Source organism: Actinomadura sp. NPDC048955 (assembly GCF_040649435.1).
GTDB classification, from domain to species: domain Bacteria; phylum Actinomycetota; class Actinomycetes; order Streptosporangiales; family Streptosporangiaceae; genus Spirillospora; species Spirillospora luteofluorescens.
The window spans coordinates 150103-164777 of record NZ_JBEZJI010000005.1 but is presented as its reverse complement, the minus strand read 5'-3'; the positions used below and the strand labels follow the sequence as shown (position 1 = coordinate 164777).

16 protein-coding genes are annotated in these 14675 nt (G+C 71.4%); all 16 read right to left on the bottom strand.

The features are described from left to right. Positions 1-470: 470 nt before the first annotated feature. Complete coding sequence (locus AB0C84_RS07700) at positions 471-1973, bottom strand: hypothetical protein (protein WP_361062391.1); 1503 nt, start codon at positions 1971-1973, stop codon at positions 471-473. A 39-nt stretch (positions 1974-2012) separates the two neighbouring features. Continuing rightward, positions 2013-2354 carry a helix-turn-helix domain-containing protein gene (locus AB0C84_RS07695; protein WP_361062388.1) on the bottom strand — a complete coding sequence of 114 codons (342 nt, stop codon included), beginning with the start codon at positions 2352-2354 and terminating at the stop codon, positions 2013-2015. Between the two features lie 365 nt (positions 2355-2719). Further along, positions 2720-4312 (bottom strand): hypothetical protein, encoded by a 1593-nt coding sequence (locus AB0C84_RS07690; protein WP_361062385.1) that lies wholly within the window; start codon positions 4310-4312, stop codon positions 2720-2722. After that, positions 4309-5178 (bottom strand): bifunctional DNA primase/polymerase, encoded by an 870-nt coding sequence (locus AB0C84_RS07685; protein ID WP_361062682.1) that lies wholly within the window; start codon positions 5176-5178, stop codon positions 4309-4311. The genes AB0C84_RS07690 and AB0C84_RS07685 overlap by 4 nt, the downstream gene beginning before the upstream one ends. An 87-nt stretch (positions 5179-5265) precedes the next feature. Next, complete coding sequence (locus AB0C84_RS07680) at positions 5266-6180, bottom strand: hypothetical protein (RefSeq protein WP_361062382.1); 915 nt, start codon at positions 6178-6180, stop codon at positions 5266-5268. Beyond that, positions 6177-6398: a hypothetical protein gene (locus AB0C84_RS07675; RefSeq protein WP_361062379.1), complete on the bottom strand. Its 222-nt coding sequence runs from the start codon at positions 6396-6398 to the stop codon at positions 6177-6179. The genes AB0C84_RS07680 and AB0C84_RS07675 overlap by 4 nt, the downstream gene beginning before the upstream one ends. A gap of 247 nt (positions 6399-6645) precedes the next feature. Beyond that, on the bottom strand, positions 6646-6957 hold the full coding sequence (locus AB0C84_RS07670; RefSeq protein ID WP_361062376.1) for a hypothetical protein: 312 nt from the start codon (positions 6955-6957) through the stop codon (positions 6646-6648). 234 nt (positions 6958-7191) lie between these two features. Then, on the bottom strand, positions 7192-9333 hold the full coding sequence (locus AB0C84_RS07665) for a type IV secretory system conjugative DNA transfer family protein (RefSeq protein ID WP_361062373.1): 2142 nt from the start codon (positions 9331-9333) through the stop codon (positions 7192-7194). A gap of 126 nt (positions 9334-9459) precedes the next feature. Beyond that, on the bottom strand, positions 9460-10356 hold the full coding sequence (locus AB0C84_RS07660) for a hypothetical protein (protein ID WP_361062370.1): 897 nt from the start codon (positions 10354-10356) through the stop codon (positions 9460-9462). Between the two features lie 6 nt (positions 10357-10362). Next, a complete protein-coding gene (locus tag AB0C84_RS07655) occupies positions 10363-11031 on the bottom strand; it encodes a hypothetical protein (RefSeq protein WP_361062367.1) in 669 nt (222 codons plus the stop codon). Between the two features lie 145 nt (positions 11032-11176). After that, on the bottom strand, positions 11177-12289 hold the full coding sequence (locus AB0C84_RS07650; protein WP_361062364.1) for a hypothetical protein: 1113 nt from the start codon (positions 12287-12289) through the stop codon (positions 11177-11179). A 95-nt stretch (positions 12290-12384) separates the two neighbouring features. Then, a complete protein-coding gene (locus tag AB0C84_RS07645) occupies positions 12385-12660 on the bottom strand; it encodes a hypothetical protein (protein WP_361062361.1) in 276 nt (91 codons plus the stop codon). Beyond that, positions 12657-13244, bottom strand: a complete 588-nt coding sequence (locus AB0C84_RS07640; RefSeq protein ID WP_361062358.1) for a hypothetical protein — start codon at positions 13242-13244, stop codon at positions 12657-12659. Before AB0C84_RS07640 ends, AB0C84_RS07645 begins: the two co-directional genes overlap by 4 nt. Positions 13245-13290: 46 nt before the next feature. Beyond that, positions 13291-13596 carry a hypothetical protein gene (locus AB0C84_RS07635; protein WP_361062355.1) on the bottom strand — a complete coding sequence of 102 codons (306 nt, stop codon included), beginning with the start codon at positions 13594-13596 and terminating at the stop codon, positions 13291-13293. Positions 13597-13692: 96 nt separating this feature from the next. Then, positions 13693-14070, bottom strand: coding sequence for an RRQRL motif-containing zinc-binding protein (locus AB0C84_RS07630; RefSeq protein WP_361062353.1), 378 nt, complete (start codon positions 14068-14070; stop codon positions 13693-13695). A gap of 378 nt (positions 14071-14448) precedes the next feature. After that, a complete protein-coding gene (locus AB0C84_RS07625; RefSeq protein WP_361062350.1) occupies positions 14449-14592 on the bottom strand; it encodes a hypothetical protein in 144 nt (47 codons plus the stop codon). Between the last annotated feature and the right edge of the window lie 83 nt (positions 14593-14675).

Sequence of the window (14675 nt, the reverse complement as noted above, 5' to 3'; positions counted from 1 at the left end):
TACCGACCAGCCACAGTGATTTAGAACCTGGCCAACAACCCAGCCACCAGACAACCCAGCGGTCGAGAACCAGCCCCGCCACCAGACAACCCCGGCATCGCCACACCCACGCTGACCTGCGGAAATAAAGATCAACAGAGTGCGAGGGGGCCGGATATGCGGAGCGGGGTCCCTCCAGGCTTCCACCCCTGGCGAACCCCGCCCGAGACGCACGCACCTGCCAGGTCTAGCTCGCTAGGACAGTAAGCACCCGAACTATCTGGAGCCTTCCTAGGGTTCTTCTGTGAAGGTGTCTTCTGGGACGTACCAGGGCTAAGGGGACGCGCCGGATACAACCTAGCAAAACCGACCACAGTAACGAGTTAGAGGAGCAGCAACTCGGCTACCGTGACCAGTCACGTCCTAGCGGTGGGAGATTGCGACAGCGAGGCGGGGCGCTCCATATGGCCGCGCCCGGCCGAGTGGCTAGTCTAAAGCGTCCGCCTACCACCGCTCAGCAGCTCGTCTAGCGCGGGAACGTCCGAACTGGTGGAAAAGCGGGCCCGCGCTCGGATTGATTCATCCCAGAGGAGTTGGAGCCTTGCCAGCAAGGCTTCCCGCATCTCTAGGGTCACGTGCGCGTAGGTGCCACGCATGCCGGGTACCTCGTGGCCCATCCGCTCGGATTGCAGCACGTAGGGAATGCCCCCGTTGTCCATCCACGGCTGGTGACCATGACGGAGTCCGTGGGGCGTTAGGCCAAGGCAGAGCGGCAGCCAGCACGCGAGCGGTTCATCCTCGGCCGGTAGCTTCCCCGATCCGGGGCACTCAGCGCCGACCGCTCTGTGGCTGATGAGAGTGCCGTCGATACGAAGAAGTTGGTTCCGGCTGCACTCCGAGCACCGTCCACGTCCTTCTCTGCTGACCAGCCGAGTGAATCCGCGGCCAGCTGGCGGGGAGAACGGCTCTCCAGGCACGGCCGCCGGCCAGGGCGGGACGGGCTTTCCTGGCCACCCCTCCCTCGCAGCCACCAGCACCGGCATGGCGGGCTTGGGGGCACGTTTCGGATACCAGCCGTCAGCGGCGGGCCTGAATACCCGGTCGCTGTAGTTAGAACGTCGGAAGTGCGTGCGCTTCGGGGTCAGGAAGAGGTACCGGCCGCCACGACACCAAGGATCTTCCGTGCCGTGGCATGTACAGCTGCGAGACATCGCACGCTGGCGGGCCAACAAGTCGTCGAGGAACGGCGGGACGTCTAGGGTTCGCATGGACCCGTCCTTGGGGCGACCCCGATAGAACCTGCCGTTCAGCTCGTACAGCTTCCAGTGGATATCGACTTCGCCGGGGCGGACACGTTCGGGCGGTAGACCCAGCAGCTCACCCCAGCGGGCGCCGGTGAACGCTGCGGTGACGACCATCACGAAATCGGTGTCCGATCCGGTGAGCAGCGCGCACCGTTCGGCGAGCAACAGAGCTTGCAGCGGCGTCGCCCAGGCTTTCTGGGTGCGCTCTGCTTCGGCGATGCGCCGCTGTCCCTTGCGGCCTTTGCCTCGGCGGCGGGCGGCCGGGTTGGCTTGGATGTAGCGCGGGATGGCGTCGTTCAGCATGTTAGTGAGGGTCGACCGGGCTTCCCGAGCCGTCCGTTTGCTGACCGGTAGTCGCTTCTCCCAGATGGCGATCTCTTCGCGTTCCAGGGAGTGTAGCTCGCGGTCACCGAACGTCGGGAGGATGTGCACCTCGATGTAGTACCGGTAGTTGTCGAGGGTGTTGGGTTCGAGGTCCAGCGCTGGGAACCAGGTGTTCGCCCACTCGGTGAGCGTGATCTTTCCTGCCCGCGGGTCCACGTAGGTGTTGTTCCGGATGGCCGCTTCCTGGTCCCGGCCGTAGTTCTCAGCGTCCTTCTTGGTGTGGAACCCGGGCTTGGACTCCAGATGCCCGTCAGGTCCGCGCCACCGGGCGCGCCACAGGTTGCCGCGCTTCTCGGCGTATGCCAACGCAGTTCCTCTCGTTCAGGGTCAGCTTTGTCGTTCGGGTCAGGTCGTCTTTCTGGCGGCGGGTCGCGGACGCAGCGGCATGAATCCGCCTGTGTGGGCGGCGGGTCGAGCGGTGCGGCGTCGAGGCCGTCGGCCAGTTGCGGGTGCGACCGGTGTCACCAGTGCCCCTCGTTCGTTCAGGCGCACGATCTCGGCCAAGTGCGCGTCGGTGAAGCGGTAGGCGCCGCCGAGCATGGTGAAGGGGATTTGACGGGCTGCGGCACGTCGTTCCAGCCAGCTGACTTTGACGCGCAGGATCTCGGCGGCCTCTTCCTTGGTGTGGATCCGGATCTCGTCACGGTTCTGCTGAACGGCGTGCACCTGGGGGCCGGATGCGGGCATGGTGCTGTTGCCTCCTAGTGAGGTGGTGCCCCGGCGGGTGTGCTTGGTGGTGTGTCCGCCGGGGCCGTTCGAATGTGGTGAGTGAGGGACGGCCGCCCCTGGGAAGGTGGGGGCGGCCGTTGCGCTGTTGTGGGAGGAGCTGAAACATCTCCCCATCTCCGCATCTCCGCACTGTGGGTCGTGACCTGCGGTGATGGGTGCGGAGATGGTCGGGGCGGTGCCGGTGCCATCTCCGCAATCGGGGTCTATCTCCGCAGCGGGTGCGGAGATGCGGAGATGGGTTTCTGCTGCGGTGGGCTATCTCCGCAACCAATCACCGCAGGTAGAAGGGTGTTTCTGCGGAGATGCGGAGATGCGGAGATGTTTCAGCGCTCTTCCGGGTCATCGTCGCCGCGGTGTTCGACCCAGAACATGTTGCGGTCGCCGCGGTGGTTCTTGGCGGAGCGGATGACGTAGTCGCCGCGCCAGCGTCCGATCTGGCCGGTCAGCAGTTTTCCCAGGCCCAGCGCGTTGGGCAGGCGTCCGGCGGGTGTGGTGATGAACTGGCCGTCCCACCGGTCGTGTTCGTCCAGGCCGACCCGTTCGGGTTCGCCGGAGCGGCGGAGTTCGGCGGCGGTCATGCGGTCGGTGCCGTGCAGGTCGTGCCAGCAGGCCATGAAGGCATGCCAACGGCTCTCGTCCTCGTCGATGCCGCGGACGTCGGCGGCGTTGGCGAGGAACTCGTCGATTCCGTGGTGGGCGAGGAATCCGCCGAGGGCTTGGGCCCACGGGGTGAACTGCCGCATCGAGACGGTGTCGGCTCGCGGCGCTCCGTTCCCGGTCCAGTCCAGGACCAGGACTAGGAGGTGCCACAGCACGGTGAGTTGGTTGCGGGGGTCGGTGATCCACTGGTCCAGGTGCGGGATTCCGAACCGGGATTGGTCGCGTTGCTCGGGCCGGGGCATGTTGGGGTCGAGGTGAACGCGGACGGTGCGGGAGGCCATGTCTCCACCGACCTGGAGGTTGTTTCCGGTGGCCATCCAGAGCCGGTCGTTGACGGTGGCGACGTTGCGGGACGCGCCCAGCTGGCGGTCGGACCACACGCCGGCGGTGACGAGCAGGGCCAGGGTGGCCGAGTCGATGACGGTGCCTTCGGCCAGGTTGTCCCACACCACGACACCGACCTGTTCGGCGAACACGGCGGTGATGGACTTGCGGAGTTCCTCCTCGGTGTAGGCCCAGGGGATGACGCGCTGCCCGTACAGCATGCCCGGCCCACCGGTCAGGATGGACTTGCCGGACGCGGGCATGGTCGCGTCGATCAGCGCGAACGGGGTCAGAGACCGGGTGAAGTGCCGCAGGATCGGGGTGACCAGCAGCGCCAGGTAGTTGGCACGGTCGGCCGCGCTGGACCAGGGGAAGTCGCGCAGGAACCGGTTCAGCACGAAGTCGCGGGCGTCCGCCACCTGCTGGGCGGTTGGCCGGTCGGGGACCGGCGGCAGCGTCACCTTGGACGCCAGATACAGGCCGGTGGCCGGGTCATAGCCGGGCTTCTGGAGCAGGGTGCCGTCTCTGCGGAGCACGGGGGCACCGATGACGCCGTGCAGCGGCGCCAGGCCGGGCCAGGTCTTCCCGGCCAGGACCGAGGACAGGATCTCGCGGGGCGGGGTGACCTCCTCCTCGTAGAACTCCACCTCTTCCTTGCCCTGGCCGCTCCTGCGAGTCCGGAGCCGGTAGACGTAGGCGTGTTCGGCCAGCAAACCCGCAAGGGTGGCCGGGGTGACCGGGCTGGCGGTCACCGGCAGCGGCGAGTCCTCGTCGGCCGCCGGAGACGTCTGCCCGCCCGAGACGGTCTCCATGTGGACCAGGGACCCGGCCGAGACGTAGGTGTCGGGCAGGGCGCCGTTAGCGAGTTCGGACTTCAGCACGCGGATGGTCTCGGGGCCGGATCCGACTTGCAGGTGCGGCTTGGTCGTCATGCGGGGACGCTCCTGGGGCGTTGAGTGCCGGCACGGAACCCGGACCGGACGGTCCGGCGGGAAGGCATGAGAGCCAGCCCGGCGCGCACGGCGGCAGCGGTCAGCAGTTGCTCGGTGTCGTCGGGGTCAAGGGCGCCCCCGGCCACCAGCTGGCCGAGAGCGACGGCGGCGCCGTACAAGATGGCGTTGCGGCGCCCCTCGGGGGCGTCGGCAATCGCGTTCAGGCTGGCGGTGATCGCCTTGTTCAGGTAGGCGCCGCGGTTGCCGGTCGCCAGGCGCACCGTGACCGGCTCTTGCGGCGGCAGCGGCGCGGGCCGGAGCCGTTCGGCGAGCCAGCCGGGCAGCGGCGCCGGGGCCGGGGTGTGGATCGGGTCATAGGTGCCGGCGCCGTCCGGGAGGTCGACGTAGGAGCCGGGGCCGACGACGTATCCGCCGTCGCTGCGGGTGTCGACCTTCCACCCCAGCCCGTTGCCGCGGTCATCGGAGGTGTTGGTCAGCCGGATGCCGTCCGGGGCCGTGAAGTACAGGTGAGACCCGCCGCGCCGGGTGCGGACGTGAAAGGTCTCCAGCGGCATCGGCTGTCCGGCCTGTTCGCACACCATGGCGAACACGTCGGCACCGTCGTTGACGCCGGGCACCGCCCACCGGGGCGGCGGGTGCTCGCCGGGCTTGGGCATGTCCAGGTCGATCACCAGCAGGCGGGAGGGCCCGCACGCAATCCCGATGTTGTAGGGGCGGCGGGCCCAGATGCGTCGGATCACCTCGGGATCGGTGGTGGCGACCTTGGTCCACCGCACGCCGTGGGGCGGCTCTTTGTCGCGGGGGGCCAGTGGGAAGACGTGCCAGCCGCGGGCGGCGGCGGCCAGCGCGTAGCGGACCAGCAGGCCGGGGGGGCGGTGGTTGGAGGTTGGTCATGCTGGGCTCCACTCGGGTGATATCGGCAGCGGCGTGGGTTATGCCGCGCCGCCCATCGCGAGTTGCAGCGGCCCGGTGGTCAGGTCCCGGTGCCACCGGTCGATGTCGGCTAGGAGTTCGCCCCGCCACAGCCCTGCCCACACTGGGCAGTTTGCGCAGTTGCCGTCACCGGTCACGCCGTGGTGGCAGCCGGGCAGGCGGAGGTTGCGACGCCGGGCGAGCGCGGACCACGCCATGCTGTCGGTACTGATCAGCGCGTCTATCCGGCCGATCTCGGCCAGGGCACGCAGGATGCGCAGGATGGCGCGGGCGTGGACGCCGAACCCGTGCATCCGTAGGCCCGCCTTGGCCAGCGTCGCGAAGATCGCCGCGCCGGTCGGGGTGTCGCCGCGGCGGCAGACTGACCCGACGCCCACCAGTGGCTCGGCGCGCAGGTCGATGCCGTGGGCGTCGTACAACTCAACGCAACGCTCGTACTCGTGGACCTCCCATCCCTGAACGACGGGGATGATCGGCAACTCCGGTGCGAGGGTTCGCAGGGTGAGGTAGTTCTCGACAGTGAGCCGCTGGTGTTCGGCGACCGACAGCCCAGTTCCGGCGTAGACCTCAGGACCGCGCCGCCCGCCAGTGATGATCTCGGGCTCGCACATCCAATCCTGCGGAGAAGCCCAGATGAGACGGCCCGACTCGGCGGTGTAGCGGCGAAGGAACCTCACGTACTGCGCAGGGGTGACCGGCCACTCCCCGTACTTGGACACGAGCGTGAACCCGCCCGAGTCCATCGCGGCGTCGGTCAGCGCAGGCGGCAGGTTACGGACCTGGCCCATCGTGGTGAACGACGGGAACGCGGGCCAGTCGATGGCGTAGGGCTCTGTCCGGCGGGTCCCGAAGACCCATGCTGGGGCAGGAACGCCCGTCCAGAACAGCGGCGCCGGGGCGGCGGGCACGGTCATGCGGCTTCACCGCCCAGCCCCAGGGTGCCAGCCGTGTCCGGGGCAGTGTCTGGCGCGGCGGCGCGTCGCATGGCGGTCTCGGCGCACGTCTTGTGGCAAGGGCGGCCGTTGTCGTCGCGGCAGAACGCGCCGTGGCCGCAGTGCACGCACGGCAGGCGGCGGCCGCCGCCCCAGTGCGCGGCGGAGTGCCAGTTCAGGCCGTTGCCGACGCGGTCCATGCGGCCCCCTCACCGGCGGGGGCGGTCAGAGCTGCCTCGCATCCGTCGCAGCCGCACGTCCAGTTGACGCCGTGCTCGGGGCAGGCAGCGTTATCTATCGACGCGCGTTGGACGGGGGCAGCATCCGCGGACGGGGCGGTAGTCGGGCGAGGAGACTGCTCGCGGGTGCCGGTCAGGCCCCACCGCTCGCGGATCTCGGCGGACCTGGTGGGGGCGAGCGGCTCCCAGCCGGTGGCGTCCGGCGCGGTCATCGACGGCCCCGGCGCTTGTGCTCGTTTTGGGCGTAGGGGCGGCGGGCGAAGACGCGGTACTCGCGGCCCTTGCCGCCGCATCGGTCGCAGGCCCGGTAGGCGTGGCTGAACAGGGCGCCGCGGTGGCGGCCCGCGCCGTTGCAGCGGGGGCAGTTCTTGTAGGGGTGGATGCGGATGGAGATCGCGTAGCCGAGGCCGTAGACGGCGGCGGCGAGGATCAGCAGCAGCCACCCGCGCCCGCCGCCGTCGTCCTGGGGGGCGGTGTCGGCGGCGAGCGGGGCGAGCGAGTGGAGCGCGGACAGCGGCATGGACGGGTGCCTTCCAGATGGGTACGGGCATGCGAAACACCCCCCGGGCAGCGCGGCGTGTGGCCGTGCCGTCCGGGGGTGCGGGCCCGCAGGTTGGTTACGGAGTGTGAGAGCCGTTTTGGCTCTCTCGGTTTTGGCTCTCTTGGCTCGTTGACCCCTCTTTAGGGGGCGGTGGATCCAAGTGGTAGAGCCGAGTCGTGGTCCAAGTCGTGGACCAAGTCGGCCCCGGTTTGGTCACTGTGCGTGGTTATCGGGGTGGTGGTCGGGGAGGTAGTAGCGGGCGGCTTTGGTGCTGCCGTGTCGGGTGATCAGGTCGTGGCTACGCATGGCGGCCAGCCACTTCTTGACGGTGCTCTCGGGCTTGTCCAGGGCGGTCACCAGTTCGTCGCGGCGGGCTCCGTCCGGGCCGCGTTCGGTGAGCAGGGCCAGGATGGTGCGGGCGGCGTCGTCGGGGACCTTGATGGACTGGTTGGCCTTGACCAGGTCGGCCAGCGGGATGCCCTGCTTGGGCGGTTCGGGCATGTCGCGCAGCCGGGCTTCCACTTCGGCCACCAACTCACCGGCGAGCCGGTCCACAGCGTCATGGTCGCCCGGATCCACCCCGAACCCATCCCCGCTGGTTGCGGGCCGGGCGGCGGTGGGGCCGGGGTCATCGTGGCCGGGCGTGTGTCCGCCCGACCCGCCATCGGACCGGCCGCCGGTGTGGGCGGGGGTACGGCGCCGGTCGGCGTAGCCGGGCAGCTTGGCGGCGATGGCCGGTTCCAGGGTGGCGACCGGCGCGCCGCGGCGCTTGGCAAGGTCTTTGACGGTGTCCAGGTCGGACAGGTCGCGGACGCGTCCGGCGGTCCAGGTGTTCTCACCGTCCACCACCAGCGCGACGCCTTTCACGCCGCGGGCGTAGGTGGCCATGTTGGGCATGCCGGCGGCTTCCCAGTCCTCGATGGCGTTGCCCATCTCGCTGGCGCGCTTCATCCGCAGCACGATGCGGTAGTCGGCGTTGGCGTTGGGGTCTTTGGATCCGGTGTACTGCTGGACGCCACGCTGTGAGGCGGTCAGCAGGATCACCCCGGCCGAGCGGCCCCGCCGCCAGATGTGTTCCACCAGCGGTTTGGCCTCGTAAGCGATGGGTGAGTGCATCCCGGTGAGGGTGTCCAACTCATCGGCGAACACCAGGATGACCGGCTCGGTGGGGCTGGGGGTGTGGTTCTTGCCGCCGGAGGCGTCGGAGCGCTCATCGATCACCGTGCACGCCCACCGCAGCCGCTCCAGCGCCTCGTCCTGTTCGCCGATACCGGCGGCGGCGTCCAGGGTCGGGCCCCAGAACCGGGCAATGGTGCCCTTGCCCAGGTCGATGCCCCACACCAGCACATCGGCGCAGACGGTGGCCTGTTCGATCAGGTTGTTGTAGAAGGTGGTCTTTCCGGAGCCGGTCGGCGCCACGATGAACGCGTGATGCCCGCCCTCGTGGTCGAAGAGGGTGACCGACATGTCGTCGCCGGAGTCGGGCTCCGCGCCGACCACCAGCGGCATCCCCTTGATCGACCGCCCGGCGGCGGCGATCTCCTCCCTGGAGGCGGGCACGGTGGCGCGGTCGGGGTGGGCAGGCATCGCCGGGTGCAGCACGGGCCCGGCCCAGGGGTCCGTCATCTGGACCAGGACGCGGATGATCCCGGCGTGCTTGTCGTCGGTGGTGATGCGGACCCGTTCGGCGGGCAGTCCGATCTGCGCGGCGATGTCTTCGGCCAGTCCCCTGCCGTTCCCGGCCAGCTGGCTGGCGCGCTTGTTGGTGGCGCGGACATCGACGCGGAACCGGACCCCGAGCCGGGTGTCGTCCATGCCGACCAGGCGGGAGCCTTCCAGCCCGGCGGCGGTGGCCAGCTCATCCCACCTGAGTTGCTCGCGGGCCCATGCGCGCCGCTGTTTCAGCACGTCGGACCAGGTGTAGGCCGACCACGTCACCGACGCCGAGACGGTGTAGGCCAGCAGAGTATGCAGGTTCACGATGCCCAGTTGGGCGGCGGTGGCCAGCCACGCGGGGATCCCGGCGGCGGTCGCGGCGACGGTGGCCGAGTAGCGGGGGCTGGCGTGCTTTTTGTGGGTGCCGACCCAGGCAGCCAGCGCCGCCGGGGGCGCGAACGCCCCCAGCATGAGCGGGTCAGCCCCGGCCTGGTGGCCGATCTCGCCGAGCGGATACAGCACGGCCAGGGCGTTGGCCAGGCCGCGGGTGTCGGGCGAGCGCGCCACCCATCGGCCATATCCGCGTACAGCGGTCAGCGCGACGGTCCCGACAGTGGGCCCCTCACGGCGGGTGCGGTTGCGGTGGGCGGCGTCCCGCCAGCTGGTGGCGGAACGGTGCTGACGGGTGCGGCGCACCATCGAGGCAGCCTCCTCCAGGGTCGAGAAAGGGGCACGGCCCCGACCGGGTGGCCGGGGCCGTGCGAGACACAGCAGGAACACGGACGGGAGCGGGCGGGACCACAGCGGGGGCGCGGCCCCGCCTGGTCAGGCGGCGTCTTCGCCGGTGAACTTCATCCCGCGCGCGGCGATCTCGCGGGGCTCCTCGAACAGGTCGGCGAAGGTGGACGCGGCGCGGTTGACCGCGGTGGCGGCCTCTCCGACGCCTTCGGAGACGGCGTCCAGCGGCGCGGTGACCTGGGAGGGCAGGCCGAGCCCGGACACGTCGGCGGCCCATTCCTCCACCTGCTTGGAGAAGGACCGCAGCGCGTCTGCCAGGGTCACGCAGGTCTCCAGAAACTCGGCGTCGGTGGTCGGCTTCTCCAGGTCGATGCGGAAACCCGAACGGCTGGTCATGGTCCTCCTTGCGGTCGCGGCGGTCTCGCCGGTGGTAGGCCCGCCGGTCCCGCCGCGGCCGGTGGGGCCGGTGGCAGGGTTGCGGGGCTTGAGCGTGTAGAGGTCGTCGTCGTGAACGACCGAGCCGAAGAACGGGTCGGGAACGCGGGGGTCACCCGGCGCGGAGCCCGCCGCCGGCCCCGGCGGGGGCAGAGGTGCGGGCCCTGGCTGGCGCTGGGGCGGGTGGCCCCATGCCGGCGGCGGGCCAGCGGGGCCCGGGGCGCCGTGGCCCGGGGCGGGCCGGTCGGGCTGGACGCGCCGGACCGGCGGGGTAGTGCCGGCCGGGTCGTCGCTGGTGGCTCGCTTGTTCCAGCGGCGTTCGGCGATCTTCACCGCGGCGTTGCGGGTCTTGCGGGCGGTGGCGGCGAACGCGGCGCCGGTCTTGTCCCCGGCGCGGCCGGAGTAGTGCACGATCGCGGTCTTGGGCGACTTCCAGCCGGTGGCCTTGTAGGCCGAGGTGCCCGCATTGCGGACGGCGTCCCGGCCGGTCTTGGTGCCGCCGGTCAGGACCAGGAACATCACGGCACCGCCGATGATGGGATCGACCATGGGCGATCACTCCCGCACGGTCAGGCCGCGGACGTGCCCGTCCGGGGTGAGGGCGAACCGGTGCCCCTCGCGGCACCGCCACATCTCCACCCCGCCGGGCCCGGCCGCCCCGGCTCCGTCCCCGCTGTCGGGGCTGGAGTCGGTGGTGGTGGCCGGGTCGCCGCACACCGGGCACACCGGACCGTCCCCCGCCCCCTCCGGCTCCGTGCAGGCCGCGCGGGCGGTGTGGACGGTGGGGGCGTTGGTTCGGGGCTGGGGGGCGGTGGCGGCGCTGATCGCGGTGAAGGCGATCGGCAGGCCGGTGAAGGTCAGGGCCGCCACCAGCCACGGCGCGCCGAGCCACACGTGCATGAGCACGATCGCGGCGCCGTACATGGCCAGGTCGGCCGGGCCGGGGCGGTGCTTCCACATGTGGGCACCGAACCGGCGGGCCCGCGGCCAGGCGCCAGGGGTGAACAGCAGCATCCCGGCCGAGGCGTTCCCGGCCGCGCCCTTGACGTTGGAGCCCAGGTTGCCCAGCCAGGTCGAGATCTGGCCCTTGAACACCAACTGGTCCAGCAGCAGCACGAACGCGCCGGACGCGGCGAACTCCCAGCCCTTGAGCGACCGGGTCTTGAACCCGACGATGACCACTCCGGTCAGGAACGCGAACACGATCCACTTGCCGACTTCCATGAGTTGGAATCCCTTCGAGTGCAGACAGAACAGGGCATGAGCAGGCCGCCCCGGGGCGCAGGGAAGCGACCCAGGGCGGCGACGGACAAAGGAGGGATAGGGAGGGAGGGCCCCGGCGGCGGGCGTCTGGTGCCGGGGCGGGGACTCAGACGGTGGCGGCGCGCGGAGCGGCCGGGGTCTCGCGCAGCTCTTGGTAGCGGGCCGCGACCCAGCCCACCGACCAGCCGCACCGCTCGGCGGCGTTGCGCACCGACATGCCGGCGTCGTAGGCCGCGGCCACCACCTGGCGGGCCCGGTCCTCGGGCAGCTTGCCGGTGGCCGGGCCAGCCGACAGCAGCGCGCGCCGTTCACGCTCGGCCGCTTCGGCGGCCTGCCGCTCGGCCTGGAGGCGGGTGTGTTCACGCTCGCGTTCACGCCGCTCGGCTTCGGCCTGCTGCCGCTGGCGTTCACGGTCGGCGCGTTCACGTTCCTGTTCGGCGCGTTCACGCTCGGCGCGCCGCTGGCGTTCGGCGGCTTCGGCGCGCTGGCGTTCCTCACTCTCGTCGCGCTCGCGGCGCTCGGCGTCCTGACGCGCCAGGGCGGCCTCGTGCTCGCGTTCCTCGCGGGCCAGTTGCGCCTGACGCTCGCGTTCCTCACAGGCCCGCTGACGCTCGGCCTCAACACGCGCGGCGGCGGCGTGCTCGCGGGCGGTCAGCGCTTTGGTGATGGCCCGCCGGTAGGCCAGCCCAGTTTCGGCGGTCACGATCAACAGCAGCGGCGCCACCGCGTGCACCGCCACCCCGACCATGTCCCTGTCCAGGGCCGATTCGGCGATGTTGAGCGACAGCGTCATGGTGCCGGTCATCCACCGCAGCGCGGCGGGCCACCGGCCGCCGTCCTGGCCCAGGCGGGCCAGGACCGAGTCAAGCCGGACCACGATCACCACAGCGGCGTCCACCACCAGCGGCAGAATCGGCGCCGTCCAGTCCCAACGGTCGGGGGTGTGGGCCCGCATCAGCGGAGTGACCGTCAGCACCGAGTAGAGCATGGCGCCGAACACGATCAACCACGTCCCCGCCGACAACGCACGCTCAGCCGAACGGATCTGATCGGCGTTCACCGGACCGCGAATCGCGCCGGGATCCGGCGTGAACAGGGCACCGTCGGCCGTGAACGGCTCGCGGTCGGCCGTGAACGGGGCGGAGGTGCGGGGTGAACGCGTCCCGGCGGGTTCGGGGCCGGTGTTCACCCGGGCAGGGGACGTCGGGGCGGCGTTCATGGAAACGGTCTCCTTTCACCGCACCGCCCCCGAGCCGGGGCGGCTCGGGGGCGGTGCGGGACGGGTCGGTCAGGGGCGCGGGCCCCGCGGACGCCTCACTCGCGTGAGGTCTGATCACCGGGCGGCATGCGCTCACCGGACGGGGCGCGGGAACCGGTTAAGGCGGTGTGCCGCGGGCCGGGCGTGTGCCGCAACCGCTTGTGCAGGGCACTGAACGCGGCCAGCGCGGCAAGCCCAGCCAGCATCACCGCGGCGGCCGGGTCGACCGCGGTGAGGTGGGTCAGGACCAGCCACACCGCCCCGGCGGCGATACCGGCGAGCATGACCACGTCGATCAGCCCGAGCCGGGCCAGGATCTCCCGGGGGCTCATGCCACCACCCCGAACCCGCCGGGCCCCGCCGCCGTGTCCGGCTCGGCGGGCCCGGCCGGGTAGTCGGCGGGATGGGACGCCAGTTCCTCCAGCGGCACCCAGTACGCGCCCCACACGCCGGTGGCCGGGTCGGGCTCGGTGCCGTCGTAGACCAGCGCCCACGGCTGGTGGCAGGCCGGATCGTGCACCCAGCCCAGCACCACCAGCGGCGTCGTGCCCCCGATGAAGTCGTCGTACCAGACCAGCGAGCCGGGCGCGTACCAGCGCCGCACGATCCGCCGACCCGCCCCCGGCCCGGTGCCGCGGGCCAGTTCGTAGCGATCGGCGAGCCACTGCCGCGCGTCGCCGCACATCCCGACAACCGCGGTCAGCGCCAGCGCCACCAGCAGCGCCGTAGCGGCCTGCCGGGGCGGGACCTGCGCGAGGACCGGCGCGGCCAGCGCCGCACCGATCAGGACGAACCCGACCGCGAACGCGATACGGGTCAAGGTGCGGCGGCGGTCGGCGTCGCGCAGGGCCGCCAGGTCGTCGGCATCGGGGCCGCCGGGGGCGGGGGCGGGGAAGAACGGGACGGGTTCGGGCATGGGACAACTCCTCTGCTGAGAAAGGGGAAGCAGGAAGGGACGGAGGTCAGGCGGCCCAGAGGTCGCCGGCGTCGCCGATACGGCGGGCCTGGTGGGCCAGGGTGCGGGCGGTGCTGCCGGACACGTGCAGACGGGCCGCGATGGTGTTCGCGCCGCCGCCGGCGGCCAGGATGCGGGCCGCGGCCAGCACGCGTTCGGTGTGGGTGAGAGCGACCGGGCGGGTACCGCTCGCGGCGATCTCGATCGCGATCGGGTCCACAATCCCGTCCTCGGGCAGCATCAGCGGCCCGGCACCGGTGCCGGTGGCGGCCGGAGCGTCGGCGGGGCGGGTGGCGGTCAGGTCAACGCTCATAGCAGGCGTCCTTGTCGAGTCGAAGGAAAGAGGCAAAGGCCGGGCCCGCCGCGGTCGCGGCGGGCCCGGAAAGAGGAGAGGGGCGGCGGGGTGCGGTCAGGCGGCGTCGCGTTCCCAGTCGCTGGCGCACTCCAGGCAGCAGCCCAGCCGCCGGGGCAGCACGTAACCCACGTCGGTGCGGCAGCGCGGGCACGTGCGCCGCGCGGCCAGCGCTTTGGCCAGCGCGGCGCGCTGAGCGGGACTCGGGGTGCGCTTGGGCAGCGCACGCCGCCGGTCGTACAGGTAAGCCACCCCCTGGCCGCGCCACCGGTGCCACAGCACTTGCGCCACCACGTAGCCGCCGGGCCGGAGCCCGGCGGCGGCGAGCTGGCGGCGCGTGGCCAGGTGCGGCGGCGCCTGCCGCCACGGATAGGTGGGGATCCCGTACCGGTCCCCGCACGGGTCCCAGAACCGCGCCGAGCTACGGCGTGCCATCGGCGGGGTGCCCGCTCGTCGGCGGGCTCGTGTGACCGGCGGCCGGGGTCCAGCGGTGTCCGCACCCGCACCGGTACCGCCCGTCGGGCAGTACCCGAACGCTGCGGACACTTCCGCAGTTGGAACACCCGTCCGTCACGCCAGTCGTGGCCGGGTGGGCAGGACCGATCGGGATGTGGCGCGGGCCGGTCGCGACCGGCATCGCCTTCAGAGTCGTCATCGCGCGCAGCGCTCCCTCCTCCCCCTCCCGGGGGTCGGATGACGAGGGTCCGGGCGTCTGGCACCGGGTGAGACGGCCCCGCCCCACCGCGAACCTGTCGCAGCGGGACGGGGCCGCCCGGACTCGATGTCAACGGCGGCGAGTGCAGGTGAAGTGGGTCAGCGTCCGCCGGGGCAGTTGCCGGTGCCGTTGCACACGCCGCACCTCTTGCCGCCGGGGTAGGTTCCGCCACCGCCGCACATGTGGCAGGCCTGAGCGGTCACCGTGGTCCAGGCGTGGCGGAGGAATCGAAGGTGCTGCATGATGGGACTTCCTTCCTGTTGGGAGGGGCCCGGGACGTCACTGCTTGCCGGCGTCGGCGTCCCGGGTCTTGGGGGAACTCTGC